Genomic DNA, 14,978 nt, shown 5'->3' on the forward strand with positions numbered 1-14,978 from the left:
TGGCGAATGAGTGCTATTGAAAACCCGCGGATACCATGGCCATGCTTTCCCTGGCCATTTGCTGGTTGTACTCGAACGTGAGTCTTTTATGATTGACGGTGTCCATGATCGTTCCGATAAAACACAGCCCCCCGGTAAACAGGTACAGCAATCCCATACCCATCTGGCCCAGCATGAACCGCTGAACGCCCGCCACCAGTACAAAACCAAGAACGCAGCCCAGGAGTATCTGGTCGGTCTTTCTTCTCTTGCCATTATAAACAGCAATAAACATATTGAGCTGATCGGGGCCAAGGTCCCTGGTAACAGACTGGAGATAGATCAATTCCTCTCCTTCGAGTGCAGGGATCAGATTAATCAGATTGGGTTTCATAATGGTTTGTTGAAAGATGCAACAATTGTTTGATCCTGCTAAATATAATAATAACGGCGGGTATTCCCATCATATGATTTTGCCAGGACTGCCCCCATTCAAAATGCAAAGCGTAATGAATGGCACGGCCGATACCGCACCCGGGGCAGGGCCCCAGTCCGGTTAATACAGAAGGACAGAAAGAAATCCGGGCTTGTTTTTCAGGAAGAAAATACAGCAGCAGCAAAGCCGCTGTCCAGCAGATCAGTTCGCGCTGTTTGTATACCCGTTTCAGTGTTTGCATGTTTGCAGGAGTTGGCACTATTTTCCAAAAGCGCCGATATTGCTGCTGAATATTTTCACCGCGATGGCAAGCAAGATCACGCCAAAGAATTTTCTGACAGCCAGCAACCCGGCCGGCCCGAGCGCTTTTTCAATCACCTTAAGCGATTTTAATACGATGTAAACGATCAGCAGGTTCAGCAGTATGCCAAGCAGTATATTGAGTTCTTCGAAATTGGCTTTTAATGACATGATGGTGGTAAGGGTACCGCTGCCGGCAATGATCGGGAAGGCAATAGGTACCACGGTTCCGGACTTGGCATCTTTATCGCCCTTGAATATCTCGTGCCCCAGCACCATTTCCAGCCCCAGTAAAAATATCACGATCGAGCCGCCTACGGCAAAGGAGCGTACATCGAGTCCCAGCATTTTCAACAGCGGTTTTCCCGCGTACAGGAACAGGATCATCAGCGCGCCGGAAACCAGTGTTGCCTGCATGGCGCGGATGCCGCCGATCTTTTCCTTGAGCGAGATCAGCAACGGTATGGAGCCGACGATATCGATCACCGCAAACAGGGTGAACGTTACCGTGATCAATTGTTCCAGCTCAAAATTCATAACCGCTTTTCATTAAAGATAGTGAATAGTAGGTAGTGAAAAGCGAAAAGTCAGCCGCAAAGGGGCGAGCCCTCACAGCTGACTTTTCGCTTTTATTTTCGCCTTATGCCTGGCGCTTCAGGTGGTGCTTCGCAAGCTGCTGTTCAAACTGCAATGCCTGCAGGCATTGCGCGCAGAGACAGTCGGTATACTGCAATTCGATATAGGCTTTCTGCTCATAGCTGAGCGTTACCTGGCTGCACTGGCATTCGGCGATATTGCCCACCTTGCATTCAAAAGGCCTGGCGCAACGCGGGCATTTTTTGGTCTCATGGGTTGGCATGTTATTACCAGTTAAGCGTAAGACCGGTGTTGAACATCGAAGGAATGCCGCTGTAGCCGCGTATCTCGAAGAATTTACGGTTGCCGATATTCTGCCAGTCAAAGAACAGTTTGAACTTATCGAGGAAGTGGTATTCGGCATAAGCGCCCACGATGAAATAACTGTCCATCGGCACATCCGGTTTTTTGTAAGAACCCACATCGTTCCGCTCGCCAACATAACGCCCGTTGATGCTTGCGTAAAAATGCTCACCGAACTGGTATCCGGCCGTGATGTTGAACATATGTGCGGGGCGGCGTAAAGAATAATTGTACACCGTGTCCTTGAAATTCACCCTGCTCTGCGTGGTTTCCTGCGCGGCGATAAAGGTATAGTTACCCGTGATGGTCAAACGCTGCAGGGGCTGGATATTCACTTCGTACTCGATACCCCTGGTCATCTGCTTCACATAATTGAAGTATTTGAATGTAACAGAATTGTAATCGATGCCATTGTCCGTATTGCGGTAGAAGAAAACCAGCCTGTCGCTGAATCCTTTGTAACTGTGCTGTAAGCCGGCTTCGTAATTGGTGGCCAGTTCTGCTTTCAGATCCGGATTGCCGCTGCCGGAATACAGCTGGTAAATGGACGGCGCTTTAAAGCCTGTGGCGATGCTTCCGAAAATACGGAAATGTTCATCGAATGCATAAGCAGGGTTGATCGTATACGTATAATGCGTTCCGTATTTGGAATGATTGGTAAGTCTTCCGCCGATCTCTGCAGAGAAACGCTGGTTGTTATAATGCAGGGAAAGATACCCCGAGGTCTGGCTCATCGATGTGTCATTGAACTTGCTGTTGTAAGGACCGAATGCGCTTACAGAGCGGTATTCGTTATTCATCCGCGCGTAACGGTAGTCGCCACCTGCGAGCAGGGTAAAGCCGGCGCCGAGTTTTGCAGAGGTATACAGCTCGGCATAATGCGTGATCGCATTGTAATCGTTCATCGAGAACAGCGGAGCACCTATTGAAGCATTGTCGTCGTAGTTGCGGCTTTGCTTGCTGTACTGGTAGTTGCCGGTAAGCGAAAGCATTCCTGGCTTATATACAAAACCCGAGCCCGATGTATGGTTTTTGTTGTTGATATTGTAAAAATTTTTATCGGTAAAACCGCTCGCATCGATACCGGCAGTGTATGCGCTGTATTGTGTAAACGCCTTCAAAAGCAGTTGTGTATTGGCCTGGTATTGCAGGGCTGCGTTGGCGGTTGTGCCGTTGTAGCCGTCTTTGTCGAAATTCTTGCTGCCGGTGCTGTCGTAGGCTGCGGAAAAACCGTCGCTTACCAGGTGCGCATAACGCGTGGTATAACTCAGCTTGCCTGTTTTGCCGTATACCTGCAGGTTTGTCTTCCAGGTATTGAAGCTTCCGCCTGAAACGGTTGCCTTGACATTGACCGGTTTCGTGATATGGCTCTTGGTGGTGATGATGTTGATCACACCCGCAATGGCATCGCTTCCATACAGGGTAGACTGCGCGCCCTTGCAGATCTCGATGCGCTCCACATCGTTGATGGAGAAAAAATTCAGATCGAAATCGCTGGTGATCTGCGAGGGATCGTTTACCGGTATGCCATCCATCAGGATCAGTGTACGGCCCGATGCTGCGCCGCGCATGAATACGGTTTGTGTGCTGCCCGCATTACTCAAAGCGCCGTTGATCTGCACGCCGGCCTGTTCGTTCAGTAATTGCGCGATGGTTTTGCCCGCGCTTTTCTCGATCTGCTGTTTGGTGATAACGGTCACCACTTTGCCCGTGGTGCTTTGTTTTTGTTCTGTTTTGTTGGCGGTAACCACCACCTCGTCCAGCAGCCTTGTGCGGACGCTGTCTGTTTGCGCTGTGGCGCACAGGCCGGTCAGCAGTGTGGAAAGGAGCGTGAATGTTTTGCTCATTGTTTTGGTTTTTAAAATGGAACAATGAGCTTCCAGGAATAGAAAAATGGAGAATGTTGTCAGACTGCTGCAGCAGCCATCCATTCCATGCTTTTCACCCGAAAGCTTTGAATCGTTGTTTGCTTCTGGCAGGTCTTCTGGCTCGCTTTCTCCGGATCACCTTCCCATTCCGCCATAGCGGGACAGTGGTATTGAGGATCCGAAGTCTTGCCGGGTAAGAACCAAAGCGCGAGGTTTCAGTCACAGCCGGCAAGTGCAGCTTACAGCTACGGGGATAGCGCCGGAATCACACCGGACTTCCCATTTTCATCCCTTACGGGAACCAAAGGCGGAGCAAATGTAAGCAGGGGGATTGAGACCCGCAAGGAAATTGTGAAGCCCGAGGCGGACCGTGAGTTATAGTGAGTTATTATGAAACACATCAGACCTCCCCAATCCAACCAACTCATGCCAACTCACGTCAACTCACGATAACTCGTCCCAAGACTGACATCTCTCGTCCCCTCCTCACCTCAATAAAGTTTCCTACATTAGCCTATGCACGGCAAACAAAAACTCAACCTCTTCAGCTTTACGATGATCGTGGTTGGACTGGTGATCGGGATGGGTATATTCAGAACGGCGGCCACCAGCGCCAAGGATGCGATAGAACCTTCGGTTTATTTTACAGCCTGGATACTGGGCGGCTGTATCGCGCTGTGCGGGGCGCTTACCTATGCGGAAATCGGCAGCCGTTACCCGGTAACGGGAGGGTATTACAAGGTGTTTTCCTATGCCTACCACCCCAGTATCGCATTTGCGATTAACTGTATCATCCTGATCAGTAATGCGGCCAGCCTGAGCAGTGTTGCGCTGATCGGCAGCGGGTATATCACCAAATTGTTTCCGCAGGTGGCCTGGACAGATATCGACAAGGCGCTCATCAGCAGTGTGGCCATTGTTATTTTTTACGGGGTGAACCTGATGGGTCTGCGTATGAGCTCGCGCGCACAGAATATCCTGATGATGATCAAGATCACGATGATCGCCGTGCTTATCATCGCGCTGGTGTTTCCGCATGAAGCGCCGGTACAAACGGCGGCTGTTGTTGAAACACCTTCGATGGGCTGGATACAAAGCCTGGGTGTGAGCCTGATAGCCGTATCGTTTACCTATGGCGGCTACCAGCAAACGATCAATTTCGGTAACGAGGTAGACAGGCCCGCAAAAAATATCCCACGGGGTATTTTTATCGGCATTGCCATCATCATCGTGTTGTACCTGCTGGTAAACCTGAGTTATTATACCATCGTAGGTTTTGGGAATATGAAAGCGGAAAGGGAGATTGCCTACGTGGTAATGGAAAGAACATTCGGCAAAACAGGCGCCGATATTTTTTCCTTCCTGCTGTTCTTCGGCGTGCTGGCATATGTGAATGCACTGCTGATGAGCAACCCCCGTGTTATGTACGCAATGAGCGGCGAGGGCGTACTGCCGAAAGTGTTTTCAAAACAGAACCCTAAAAATGATGTGCTCACGGTATCGTTAACCGTGTTTTCGGCGCTGTGTATCATCATCCTTTTCTTTGCACAGACATTCGAGAAAATACTCAACTTCACCATCTTTCTCGACTGTTTTGGCATGGTGGCATCCAGTGCCAGTATTTTTGTATTGCGCAAACGCACCAGGCACCTCGACGGTACGGGTATTTTCAAAATGAAACTGTATCCCTTGCTGCCGCTGATCTTTATGGCAGCTTATTGTTTTGTAGGGATCAGCATCACCATACAGACACCTTACACGGCGCTCACGGGTGTGATCGTACTGCTTGCATTCATGATCATCTACTTTGTGGCCCGCAGGATCGGCAGCAAAAATTCCGGGCAAACAGCTATCTAACCAACCATGGAGATCTCTTATATACTTAATGAACTGGCCGAGGAGCGCGACGATTATTTCCGTGCCATTGCGCCACCGATCATGCAGACCAGCAATTTCGCATTTTCAAAAGTGGCCGATCTGCGCAACGCTTTTGCAGATGAGTATTCTACCTGGCTGTACAGCCGTGGACTTAATCCCACCGTTGACATACTGCGGAAAAAACTGGCCGCACTGGATGGCGCGGAAGACTGTCTTGTATTCAACAGCGGCGCCGCGGCCATATTTGCAGCCGTGCTGGCAAATGTCAAAGCCGGTGATCATATCGTCAGCGTAAAGAATCCGTATACCTGGGCGCAGCGAACGTTCGATGTGATTTTGAAGCGATTCCAGGTAACAACAACCTATGTTGACGGAACGGACACCGATAATTTCAGGAAGGCCATCCAGCCCAATACCACGCTGATCTATCTTGAGTCACCCAACAGCTGGTTCCTCGATCTGCAGGACCTGCCGGCTGTTGCAGCGCTTGCCAAACAGCATAACCTTATTACCATCTGCGATAACAGCTATTGTACCCCGCTTTACCAGCAGCCCATCGCCATGGGCATAGACCTGGTGCTGCAATCGGCCACCAAATACATCGGCGGGCACAGCGATACCGTAGCCGGCGTGTTATCGGGCAGCAGTACCATTATGGCGCGGATATTCAACAGCGAATACATGACCGTCGGCTCCGGCATCCAGCCCTTTAACGCCTGGTTGCTGATACGCGGACTTCGTACACTGCCGGCCCGCCTGGAAAGGATTGACAGAAGCACCCGCGAAGTGCTGCAGTTTTTGAAAACACAGCCGCGCATAGAAAAAGTATGTTTTCCGCTTGATCCGGGTTTTCCGCAATACAAGCTGGCGCAGCGGCAGATGAAAGGGGCCTGCGGACTGGTTACTTTTTACCTGAAAGCGCAGTCGGCGGCCACCATCGAAGCTTTCTGTGAGTCGCTCAAACATATCCTGATGGCGGTAAGCTGGGGCGGTCATGAATCGCTGATCCTACCCAAATGCGCGGGCATGCAGCCCGGGGAATTCAACCCTTCGGACCCGGCGCACCGGTCGCTAAGATTATATGTAGGACTGGAGGATCCCGCTTACCTGGTAGCCGATATTGCCGCGGCGCTGGAGGCGATCAGTCACCTTTCATAAGCTTTTTTTAAGGGTAAAGACCCCTGCCCGTCCACCTGTCTAAAAATTCCGCAAGTGCAGGGGAAACCTTTATTTTTGTTTACTTATGAAGAAGTTCCTGACCCTTGTGGGTTGCACCATGCTGCTGCAATCGTATGGCCAGCGGCCGTCCGACGACTGGGATCTGCGCCACTGTATCGAGCACGCGATACAATTTAATATTTCCATACAGCAGGCCGATGTGCAGGCCAGGATAGCCGCTCTTCAGGCAAAGCAGGCCAAATACAACAGCTATCCCAACGTAAACGGAAACAGCTCCACGGGCGTGCGTTTCGGCCGGTCTATCGACCCCACCACGAATACCTTTTCCACCCAGCAGTTTCTTTACCAGAACTTTGGTATCAATGCAGGGTTTCAACTGTATAACCAGGGCCGGTTAAAGTATGTAAAACAGGCCGCCGAGTTCAACGCCCAGGCGGCACTGGCCGATGTGGAAAGGGCCAAAAACGATATTGCCTTTAATGTGGCAACGTATTATTTACAGGTATTATCCGCAAAAGAACAGATTAAAATATCCGAAGTTCAGCTGGCGCTCACCCAGAACCAGGTAGACATCACCCGGAAAAGGGTAGACGCCGGTGCGTTGCCCGAGCTCAACTATGCGGAGATGGAAGCGCAGCTGGCGCTGGACAGCAGTAACTATTATACCGCAAAAGGCAACTACCAGCAAAGCCTGCTTGCCCTGCGTGCACTGCTTAACCTGGATACCGAAGTGCTGTTTGGCATCGCCACCCCTCCGGTAGACCAGATACCCCTGGAGCCCCTGTCGGAACTGCAGCCGGATGCGGTATACCAGTCTGCCCTGACCCTGCAGCCCGCCCAGAAAGTGAATGAGCTGCGCATCAAAGCCGCGCAGAAAGATGTGCGCGCGGCCAAAGCCCTGATGTATCCCACAGTAACTGTTGGCGGTAACCTGTCTACCAACTTTTCCAATTCCTTCAAACGTATTTCCGGCGCCACTTTCCTGGGGTACACACCCATTACGGGCGCGGAGAACATCGTCAATATCAGCAATGTCACTTATTATATACAGTCGCCCGTATACAAGGTAACGCAGTCGAGCCGCGACTTCGGCAGTTTATGGGACGGATGGAGCAACCAGCTGAGCAATAACTTCGGACAGAATGTGGGATTGAGCATCAGCGTACCCATCTTCAATAATTTCCAGGCGCGCACCGGTTACCGCCAGTCGCAGCTGAACCTGAAATACAGCGAGCTTACCAAGAAACAGGGAGACCAGACCCTTCGGCAGAATGTGTACACGGCATATGCCAACGCACTGACTGCCCTGCAGAAATTCAATGCCGGTGCAAAGACCGTGGAGAGTGCACAAAAAGCCTATGATTATGCATCCAAACGGTATGAAGTGGGTATGCTGAGTTCGCTGGACCTGCTGACCAACCAGAACAATCTTTTAAGGGCTAAATTGCAGCAGTTGACGAACCAGTACGACTATGTATTTAAAATGAAACTGCTGGAGTTCTACAAAGGCAAAGGACTGAAACTCTAAAAACCAAAACATAAACCTGCTTCGGGCAGAAAATCCCTTGTTACTATGAATAAGAAACTGATTTGGATCATAGTCGGATTGGCGGTGGTGATCGTTGCGGTGATCCTGGCGAAAAAGAACGGCATGCTGGGTAAGGAAGAAGGTATCAAAGTCTCTTCCGAAAAAGTAGCGCAGCGCACCATAACCGAAACCGTCAATGCCAGCGGTAAAATATACCCCGAAGTGGAAGTGAAAGTCAGCCCGGATATCAGCGGCGAGATCGTTGAACTGCCGGTTAGTGAGGGCGACAGCGTTCGCCGCGGACAGATCCTCGCACGCATCTATGCAGATATTTACCAGACACAGCGCGACCAGGTGGCGGCCGGCGTAAGCCAGAACCAGGCCATGCTGGCCAATTCAGAAGCCAGTATCGTTGGGTTGAAAGCCACTGTTGATAACCTGAAAGCAACCTATGACCGCCAGAGAAAATTATTGGACAGCAAAGTGATCTCCCGCGCGGAATATGAGCAGGCCGAGCAGGCATACCGTACCGCCGAAGCCAACTATAATGCAGCCAGGATCGGGCTCAAAAGCAACCAGGCTGCCATCCAGGGCGCGCAGGCCCAGCTGCAGAAAGCAAACAAAGACCTTTCCAGAACGGTTATCGTGGCGCCGATGGACGGTGTGATCAGCCTGCTGAATGTAAAAAAAGGAGAACGCGTGGCCGGTAACAGCTTTAACATAGGCACTGAAATGATGCGTGTTGCCGATATGCGCAGCATAGAGGCACAGGTGGAAGTGGGCGAGAACGATATTCCCAAAGTAAAACTCGGCGATACGGCCATCGTGGAAGTGGATGCCTATACCAACCGCAAATTCAAAGGCATCGTGTACAAGATCGCCAACCCGAATACAGGACTCTCTGCATCGGCGGTTTCTTCGAACACCGAAGTAACCAATTATAAAGTGCATATCCGGCTGCTGCCCTCCAGCTATGCCGATCTGGCCGGCCGGGGCAGAAAATATCCTTTCCGTCCGGGTATGAGCGCCAGTGCGGATATCCAGACACAGACAAAAGTGAACGTGATCTCCGTGCCGCTCAATGCGGTTACAACAAGGGATAAGAAAAGCGATAAAGCGCCCGCCGATAAAAAAGAAGACGCAAAACCCGATGCCAATGCAGAAAGATCGGCCAGCAGCATGGACGATATAGAAGAAGTGGTATTTGTATTGCAGAAAGACAATAAGGTGAAGAAAGTAAAAGTGAAAACAGGCATACAGGATATCAACCATATAGAGATAACCGAGGGATTGAAAACAGGCGAGGAAGTGATCACCGGGCCGTATGCCACTGTCAGCAAAACACTGAAAGACGGTATGCTGGTGAAGATCGTTCCCAAAGACAAACTGTTTGAAGAGAAAAAACCGTAAACAGTAACGCGACTGAATAAAAAAGAGGGGAGCTCCCCCTCTTTTGCATCTTTGCACATTTATACCACAGCGTATGCAATTTGGCATTATAGGAGGAGGAAGCTGGGCAACAGCGCTTGCAAAGATCCTGACCGACAGGGGCAATACCATTCACTGGTGGATAAGGAATGCGGATACGATACAGTACCTGCGTAAACGCCATCACAACCCGCATTACCTTAACTCGGTTTATTTTCACGACGAGCAGCTGCAGCTGTCGGATGATATCGCAACGGTGGTGCAGCGGTCCGATGCACTGGTTGTCTGCGTGCCCTCTGCCTATGCCGAGCAGGTGCTGCAGCAGCTTTCGCCCGGCATGCTGAACGGTAAAAAGATCATCTCCGCCATCAAAGGCATCCTGCCAACGGAGAACGAATTGCTCAACAGCTATCTGGCCAGGCATTTTTCTGTTGGCATCGGCGATTATTTTGCGGTACTGGGTCCCTGCCATGCCGAAGAAGTGGCGGCCGAAAAGCTTTCCTATCTCACTTTTTCAGGAACGGATACGGCTATGGCTTCAACAATAGCCGACTGTTTCCGTACCGAGTACCTCACACCCATGGTCAACGACGATATCTGGGGGGTACAGTATGCCGCGGTGCTGAAAAACATCTACGCGCTCGGCGCGGGTATTGCACACGGGCTTGAATACGGCGATAACTTTCTCAGTGTATACATCGCCAACAGCGCCAGGGAACTGGTGAACTTCCTGCGTAAGGTTAATGAAGGAATGGAGACCGCCAAACCCAATTATGCCGCATCGGTATACCTAGGCGATCTGCTGGTTACCTGCTATTCGTTATACAGCCGCAACCGCACTTTCGGTAATATGATCGGTAAGGGATATTCGGTAAAAGCCGCGCAGCTGGAACTGAATATGGTTGCCGAAGGCTATAACGCCAGCAAATGCATGCACAGAACAAACCAGGCCGTGGGCGCCGATATGCCCATTGCAGCGGCCATCTACGGGATACTCTGGGAGCATGTTGCGGCCAGGGAAGGATTTAAGAAAATTGAAACATTTCTTGTATAAAGGAAACCGTAATTTTAGGTATGCCAGTCTCGTTCACCTTATTCAGCCCCGCAACCCTGCTCGTCCTGGTTGGATGTGTGGTTGCCGTTAACCTGCTGAAGAAGGCGCTGGGGCATCATTCGCATCACTGATCATCCCTGAACAGGTCTGCCGCTATCCCGTCTGCCAGGAATTTTCCCTCCGGCGCAAGTACATAATGCCCTTTCTGTAAAACGATATGCCCCGCCCGCAGGTGTTTTTCGGCAGCTACCCTGAACCGGTTAAGCACCTCATCGCCCCAATGGCTTCCGATTTTTTGTTGCGAGATCCCTTCCGCCGTGCGTAAGGCAGTCATTACATACTCATTGAACTGCTGTGCCGGGGTAAGGATTTCTTTTTCAAACGGTGCCGTATTTTTTTCTATCGCCTGCAGGTACAAGGCATTGTTGGCGATATTCCACTGCCTGCTCACACCATCGAAAGAGTGGGCGGAAGGCCCCAGTCCCAGGTAAGGTTTGCCCTGCCAGTAGCTGCTGTTATGCCTGCTCCTGAAACCGGGTCTGGCGAAATTGGAGATCTCATACTGTTCAAACCCCGCCGCCCCCAGCCGCCGGGTAAGCAGCTGGAATTGCCTGGCCTGTTTATCCGGATCGATGTCCTCGGCTGTATGTGTTTCGATCATATGGGCCAGCGCTGTTCTGGGCTCCACGGTCAATGCATAGCAGGACACATGCGGAATGCCCAGGCGCAATACCTGTGCCAGGTTCTTTTCCCATTTTTCATCGGTGAGCCCGGGACTGCCATAGATCAGGTCTACAGTGATATTGGTAAAACCATGTGTTTGCGCCAGTTCAATGGATTGCAAGGCCTGCGCTGCATCGTGCGCACGGTTCATCCACCGCAGGTCTTCCTCAAAAAAAGACTGCACGCCAATGCTCAGCCGGTTGATGCCTGCCTCTTTCCATTGCTGCAGGGCGGCGGGCGAAATATCATCGGGGTTGGTTTCCAGCGTAACCTCTGCATGGCCGGTAACGGCAAACCGGGCATGCAGCGAAGCCAGTATCCTGGTCAGCGCCGTATCGGTCAGCAAAGACGGTGTGCCGCCTCCGAAGTAAACGGTGTCAACCGGCTCGGCCAGGTAATCGCTTCTCAGCGAAGCTTCCCTGCAAATGGCGTCCACCATTTGCTGCATCTGCCCGGTGGAAGTGGAAAAATGAAAATTACAATAGTGGCAGGCTTTTTTACAGAAAGGAATATGCAGATAGATACCAGCCATCCCGCAAAATTAGGCTTGAAATTTGAAAGAGTGAATCGGGACTGCTTCCGGCAGGTGTAACCATGCGGAAAGAAAGTAAATTGCAGCCCGTTGATGGTAGGGTATGGCTCGGAGCGGTGAGCAAGGGTTGTACAATAAGCTTTTTTAACCAGGGTAAGCCCGGCAATTCAATACATTTGCTTCAATGCGTTTGATCAGCGTTTATTTTCTTTTCCTGTTACTGTCCGGTGTTGTTTGCTATGGACAAACAGACAGCATCCAGCAACCGGAAACCACGCGTACGGCGCCGCCTATGGAGCCGGTTCGTCCGAAACCCAGGGATACCGCGGCCCGCACCAGGCGCATCAGCCGGGTAAAAACGGATAGCGCGGTCATCATCGCAGCCGCGGGAAAAAAGGATAGCCTGCGCGCCGACAGTATACGCACCGACTCGCTCCGTAAAACCGCTGAAGAAAACCGCTCGCCGGTAACAGACACCACTACCTATCGCAAATACAGTACACATCCCGCGCTGGCCCTGAACCAGCCCGCCGTATACAGGCTTACCGAATACCGGAAGGCATCGCCCAAGGATGAATTGTTTTACCTGATGATCGGGGTGGTCTTTTTACTCGCATTTGTCAAAGCGGGGTTCCCGCGGTATTTCAAAAACCTGTTTGTACTGTTCTTTCAGACCAACCTGCGGCAAAAACAGACAAGGGATCAATTGCTGCAGGATAATTTTGCTTCCCTGCTGATCAATGTCTTGTTCTTTATCACCGGCGGACTTTACATAGCCCTGCTGGTGCGGCAGATGGGCTGGACGGATTTTTCATTCTGGCTGCTGGCGGCGGCCGGAGCCGCGGTATTGCTGCTGGTATACCTTGGCAAGTACCTGTTCCTGCTGTTCTCGGGCTGGGTATTCAACAGCAGGGAGGCCGCAGGCTCCTATATTTTCATGGTGTTTATGGTGAACAAGGTAATGGGTGTACTGCTGATTCCGTTCCTGCTGCTACTGGCTTTTGCCGATGCCACGGTGGTAAAATACGCGGCAACGGTTTCTATGGGACTGGTAGCGCTGCTGTTTATATATCGTTATTTTGTATCGTTTACCGCCATCCGGGGGCGGTTACGGGTAAATGTCTTCCATTTTTTACTGTACCTTTGCTCCGTCGAAATACTTCCGCTATTATTGATTTATAAGCTGTTGCTGAATTATTTTAACGGAAGTTTGTAATTTTGCACAATTCTCGTACGCAGTATGGTAAAAAACGGCTCCAAAAATTCAGCGGTAAGCGTTGCTCCCAAGAAAATTCTGATTTCCCAGCCGCGTCCCGAAAGTGATAAGTCACCTTATTTTGATCTGGCCAAAAAACACAATGTGGAACTGGTATTCCATCCTTTCATCAAACTGGAAGGTATAGCAGCCAAAGAGTTCCGCAAGCAGAAAATAGACATCATGTACTATTCTGCCGTGATGTTCACCAGCCGCAACGCCATCGATCATTTTTTCCGTATGTGCGATGAGATGAAAGTGACCATCAGCCAGGATACCAAATATTTCTGCATCACCGAAGCGGTTGCCCTTTACCTGCAGAAATTCATCCTCTACCGCAAACGCAAAGTGTTCTACGGCGCCGACGGCACCAACAAGAGCATGTTCGACGTGATCAATAAACACAAGGAGAACGAGAAATTCCTGTACGTATGCAGCGAGAACCAGCAGGATAACGAGATCGTGAACTGGCTCAAAGCCAACCGCTGCGAACACCAGCTGGGCTTTATGTACCGCACCATCAGCAACGATATTGCGATGAACGTAAAAGAGTTCGACGTGATCTGTTTCTTCACACCAAGCGGTGTAAAAAGCCTCTACGATAATTTCCCCGAATACAAACAGAACGGCACCGTAATAGGCGCTTTCGGAAGCAATACTTCCAAAGCGGTAGAAGAGGCGGGTATGCGTCTTGATATCAAAGTGCCTTCTCCGCAACAACCCAGCATGGTGGCTGCGCTGAACCAATTTCTGTCAAATACACCATCTAAAAAATAGCGCTGTTCTCGTTTGTCTGTTAGCTGCGTGAAAGCTGCAGCCGCCTTGTTTTCATCGTGTAGAATCAATTGGATTTATCCCTACGATTTTTTTGTACTTGTTTCATAAATGTATCCCATTTAGGGTGATTATGAAGCACAACAAAACTTATGTCATGCGAAATCAGATCAAAGTCATCAAATTTACCTTTGTAAATTATTCGTTCAAGTTGGGTGATAGCCTCATCATTATTGGATAGCATTGCCCAGCATGTTGCAGCTCTATACCTATGTATAATTTGGCCAGACCCGTTATTCTTTTCAAAAGCTTTCATATATGTAGAAACGGCTGCTGAGTACTCTTTTTTCAAAAACAGAGAATCGGCGACCTTTGTAAGGGGGAAATAATCACTATTGACCTGCGCGTGTAAAGTTAAAATAATCGGTAAGCAGGCACATGTAACAAGAACCGACTTAAGAATTCGCATAATCCTAATCATTTTTTTTCCATCTATAAAAGAATATATAATGATAACCGGAATTCGAAGTTTCATCTACTATCGTGGAATAAAGCTCCAATGATTTTAGTGGTAATTTTTTGAATTCGGCAGACCCAACACGGTATATCTTGTTGTTAAGGATGCAAAGAGCGGCTCCTGAATCTGTCAGGTTTTTCTGTTGAACAGGTATGCCTGAACTCCAGGATCGCTCTTTGTTATAATAGTAGTTTGCTGAATCTTTTTGAGTTGATTGACTATACAATGCACTGCTGGTTAAACAAGTAATAGCCAGCAACAGTAGTGTCAATTTGATGGAGATTTGAACTGTCACAATAAAAGGTTTTTAACAAAAAGCAGCCCACTCGTCGGGAGGCATGCATTTTTGATAGGCTGTAGCATAGTTGAAAAAATTCATTGGACGTAATTCGGTCACATTGGTCTCAACATTATAATAAGCCGCAAATAAATAATAGCAACCATCATTGAATAATATCCAATAATTGCCGTAATATATGTCATCTTTTATGCGCAGGCCATCTATAACAGCTTTTTGCGAGTTCTTAAAGATTAATTCCTTTAAGCCTTTATTCTTTTTCAAACCGATGATGTTGCACGGTACCGCTG

Annotated in this window: 16 protein-coding genes and 1 riboswitch; of the genes, 7 read left to right on the forward strand and 9 right to left on the reverse strand. The window is 49.7% G+C overall.

Annotated elements, in window-relative coordinates; all coding sequences use genetic code 11:
• Positions 1-13 precede the first annotated feature (13 nt).
• From GWC94_RS02035 to GWC94_RS02055, 5 genes are all read right to left on the reverse strand, one after another.
• Entirely contained in the window at positions 14-373 is a 360-nt protein-coding gene (locus GWC94_RS02035) for a TM2 domain-containing protein (protein ID WP_161833326.1), read from the reverse strand.
• A complete protein-coding gene (locus tag GWC94_RS17060; RefSeq protein ID WP_161833327.1) occupies positions 354-656 on the reverse strand; it encodes a DUF2752 domain-containing protein in 303 nt (100 codons plus the stop codon). The genes GWC94_RS02035 and GWC94_RS17060 overlap by 20 nt, the downstream gene beginning before the upstream one ends.
• A gap of 17 nt (positions 657-673) precedes the next feature.
• Complete coding sequence (locus GWC94_RS02045) at positions 674-1,252, reverse strand: MarC family protein (protein ID WP_161833328.1); 579 nt, start codon at positions 1,250-1,252, stop codon at positions 674-676.
• A gap of 103 nt (positions 1,253-1,355) precedes the next feature.
• On the reverse strand, positions 1,356-1,574 hold the full coding sequence (locus GWC94_RS02050; protein ID WP_161833329.1) for a cysteine-rich CWC family protein: 219 nt from the start codon (positions 1,572-1,574) through the stop codon (positions 1,356-1,358).
• A 4-nt stretch (positions 1,575-1,578) separates the two neighbouring features.
• Positions 1,579-3,501 carry a TonB-dependent receptor plug domain-containing protein gene (locus GWC94_RS02055; protein ID WP_161833330.1) on the reverse strand — a complete coding sequence of 641 codons (1,923 nt, stop codon included), beginning with the start codon at positions 3,499-3,501 and terminating at the stop codon, positions 1,579-1,581.
• A gap of 110 nt (positions 3,502-3,611) precedes the next feature.
• Positions 3,612-3,843, reverse strand: a riboswitch (cobalamin riboswitch).
• Positions 3,844-4,038: 195 nt separating this feature from the next.
• On the opposite strand from GWC94_RS02055, the gene GWC94_RS02060 reads away from it, so the two are divergent.
• The 5 genes from GWC94_RS02060 to GWC94_RS02080 all read left to right on the forward strand — a co-directional run bounded on the left by GWC94_RS02060 (position 4,039) and on the right by GWC94_RS02080 (position 10,589).
• The gene (locus tag GWC94_RS02060) at positions 4,039-5,379 is read left to right on the forward strand and encodes an APC family permease (RefSeq protein WP_161833331.1); all 1,341 of its coding nucleotides are present in this window, start codon (positions 4,039-4,041) and stop codon (positions 5,377-5,379) included.
• A gap of 6 nt (positions 5,380-5,385) precedes the next feature.
• Complete coding sequence (locus tag GWC94_RS02065) at positions 5,386-6,558, forward strand: trans-sulfuration enzyme family protein (RefSeq protein ID WP_161833332.1); 1,173 nt, start codon at positions 5,386-5,388, stop codon at positions 6,556-6,558.
• 85 nt (positions 6,559-6,643) lie between these two features.
• Positions 6,644-8,107: a TolC family protein gene (locus GWC94_RS02070; protein WP_161833333.1), complete on the forward strand. Its 1,464-nt coding sequence runs from the start codon at positions 6,644-6,646 to the stop codon at positions 8,105-8,107.
• Between the two features lie 45 nt (positions 8,108-8,152).
• A complete protein-coding gene (locus tag GWC94_RS02075) occupies positions 8,153-9,517 on the forward strand; it encodes an efflux RND transporter periplasmic adaptor subunit (protein ID WP_161833334.1) in 1,365 nt (454 codons plus the stop codon).
• Between the two features lie 73 nt (positions 9,518-9,590).
• Positions 9,591-10,589 carry an NAD(P)H-dependent glycerol-3-phosphate dehydrogenase gene (locus GWC94_RS02080; protein ID WP_161833335.1) on the forward strand — a complete coding sequence of 333 codons (999 nt, stop codon included), beginning with the start codon at positions 9,591-9,593 and terminating at the stop codon, positions 10,587-10,589.
• Positions 10,590-10,713: 124 nt separating this feature from the next.
• Here GWC94_RS02080 and hemW read toward each other — a convergent pair whose 3' ends face one another.
• Entirely contained in the window at positions 10,714-11,844 is a 1,131-nt protein-coding gene (hemW, locus tag GWC94_RS02085; protein WP_161833336.1) for a radical SAM family heme chaperone HemW, read from the reverse strand.
• A gap of 184 nt (positions 11,845-12,028) precedes the next feature.
• Here hemW and GWC94_RS02090 point away from each other — a divergent pair, with 184 nt between their 5' ends.
• A complete protein-coding gene (locus GWC94_RS02090) occupies positions 12,029-13,060 on the forward strand; it encodes a DUF4271 domain-containing protein (protein WP_161833337.1) in 1,032 nt (343 codons plus the stop codon).
• A gap of 24 nt (positions 13,061-13,084) precedes the next feature.
• The gene (locus tag GWC94_RS02095; protein ID WP_161833338.1) at positions 13,085-13,876 is read left to right on the forward strand and encodes a uroporphyrinogen-III synthase; all 792 of its coding nucleotides are present in this window, start codon (positions 13,085-13,087) and stop codon (positions 13,874-13,876) included.
• Between the two features lie 64 nt (positions 13,877-13,940).
• On the opposite strand, the gene GWC94_RS02100 is transcribed toward GWC94_RS02095, so the two are convergent.
• The 3 genes from GWC94_RS02100 to GWC94_RS02110 are packed head-to-tail and all read right to left on the reverse strand — an operon-like array spanning position 13,941 to position 14,952.
• The gene (locus GWC94_RS02100) at positions 13,941-14,342 is read right to left on the reverse strand and encodes a hypothetical protein (protein ID WP_161833339.1); all 402 of its coding nucleotides are present in this window, start codon (positions 14,340-14,342) and stop codon (positions 13,941-13,943) included.
• 4 nt (positions 14,343-14,346) lie between these two features.
• Positions 14,347-14,685 carry a hypothetical protein gene (locus tag GWC94_RS02105; RefSeq protein WP_161833340.1) on the reverse strand — a complete coding sequence of 113 codons (339 nt, stop codon included), beginning with the start codon at positions 14,683-14,685 and terminating at the stop codon, positions 14,347-14,349.
• 12 nt (positions 14,686-14,697) lie between these two features.
• Complete coding sequence (locus GWC94_RS02110; RefSeq protein WP_161833341.1) at positions 14,698-14,952, reverse strand: hypothetical protein; 255 nt, start codon at positions 14,950-14,952, stop codon at positions 14,698-14,700.
• Between the last annotated feature and the right edge of the window lie 26 nt (positions 14,953-14,978).

This window comes from Sediminibacterium soli, assembly GCF_009939225.1.
GTDB lineage: Bacteria > Bacteroidota > Bacteroidia > Chitinophagales > Chitinophagaceae > Sediminibacterium > Sediminibacterium soli.

Coding starts and splice junctions, on each gene's coding strand:
- GWC94_RS02035 (WP_161833326.1), bottom strand. CDS start 373: ATGAAACCCAATCTGATTAATCTGATCCCTGCACTCGAAGGAGAGGAA.
- GWC94_RS17060 (WP_161833327.1), bottom strand. CDS start 656: ATGCAAACACTGAAACGGGTATACAAACAGCGCGAACTGATCTGCTGG.
- GWC94_RS02045 (WP_161833328.1), bottom strand. CDS start 1,252: ATGAATTTTGAGCTGGAACAATTGATCACGGTAACGTTCACCCTGTTT.
- GWC94_RS02050 (WP_161833329.1), bottom strand. CDS start 1,574: ATGCCAACCCATGAGACCAAAAAATGCCCGCGTTGCGCCAGGCCTTTT.
- GWC94_RS02055 (WP_161833330.1), bottom strand. CDS start 3,501: ATGAGCAAAACATTCACGCTCCTTTCCACACTGCTGACCGGCCTGTGC.
- GWC94_RS02060 (WP_161833331.1), top strand. CDS start 4,039: ATGCACGGCAAACAAAAACTCAACCTCTTCAGCTTTACGATGATCGTG.
- GWC94_RS02065 (WP_161833332.1), top strand. CDS start 5,386: ATGGAGATCTCTTATATACTTAATGAACTGGCCGAGGAGCGCGACGAT.
- GWC94_RS02070 (WP_161833333.1), top strand. CDS start 6,644: ATGAAGAAGTTCCTGACCCTTGTGGGTTGCACCATGCTGCTGCAATCG.
- GWC94_RS02075 (WP_161833334.1), top strand. CDS start 8,153: ATGAATAAGAAACTGATTTGGATCATAGTCGGATTGGCGGTGGTGATC.
- GWC94_RS02080 (WP_161833335.1), top strand. CDS start 9,591: ATGCAATTTGGCATTATAGGAGGAGGAAGCTGGGCAACAGCGCTTGCA.
- hemW (WP_161833336.1), bottom strand. CDS start 11,844: ATGGCTGGTATCTATCTGCATATTCCTTTCTGTAAAAAAGCCTGCCAC.
- GWC94_RS02090 (WP_161833337.1), top strand. CDS start 12,029: ATGCGTTTGATCAGCGTTTATTTTCTTTTCCTGTTACTGTCCGGTGTT.
- GWC94_RS02095 (WP_161833338.1), top strand. CDS start 13,085: ATGGTAAAAAACGGCTCCAAAAATTCAGCGGTAAGCGTTGCTCCCAAG.
- GWC94_RS02100 (WP_161833339.1), bottom strand. CDS start 14,342: ATGCGAATTCTTAAGTCGGTTCTTGTTACATGTGCCTGCTTACCGATT.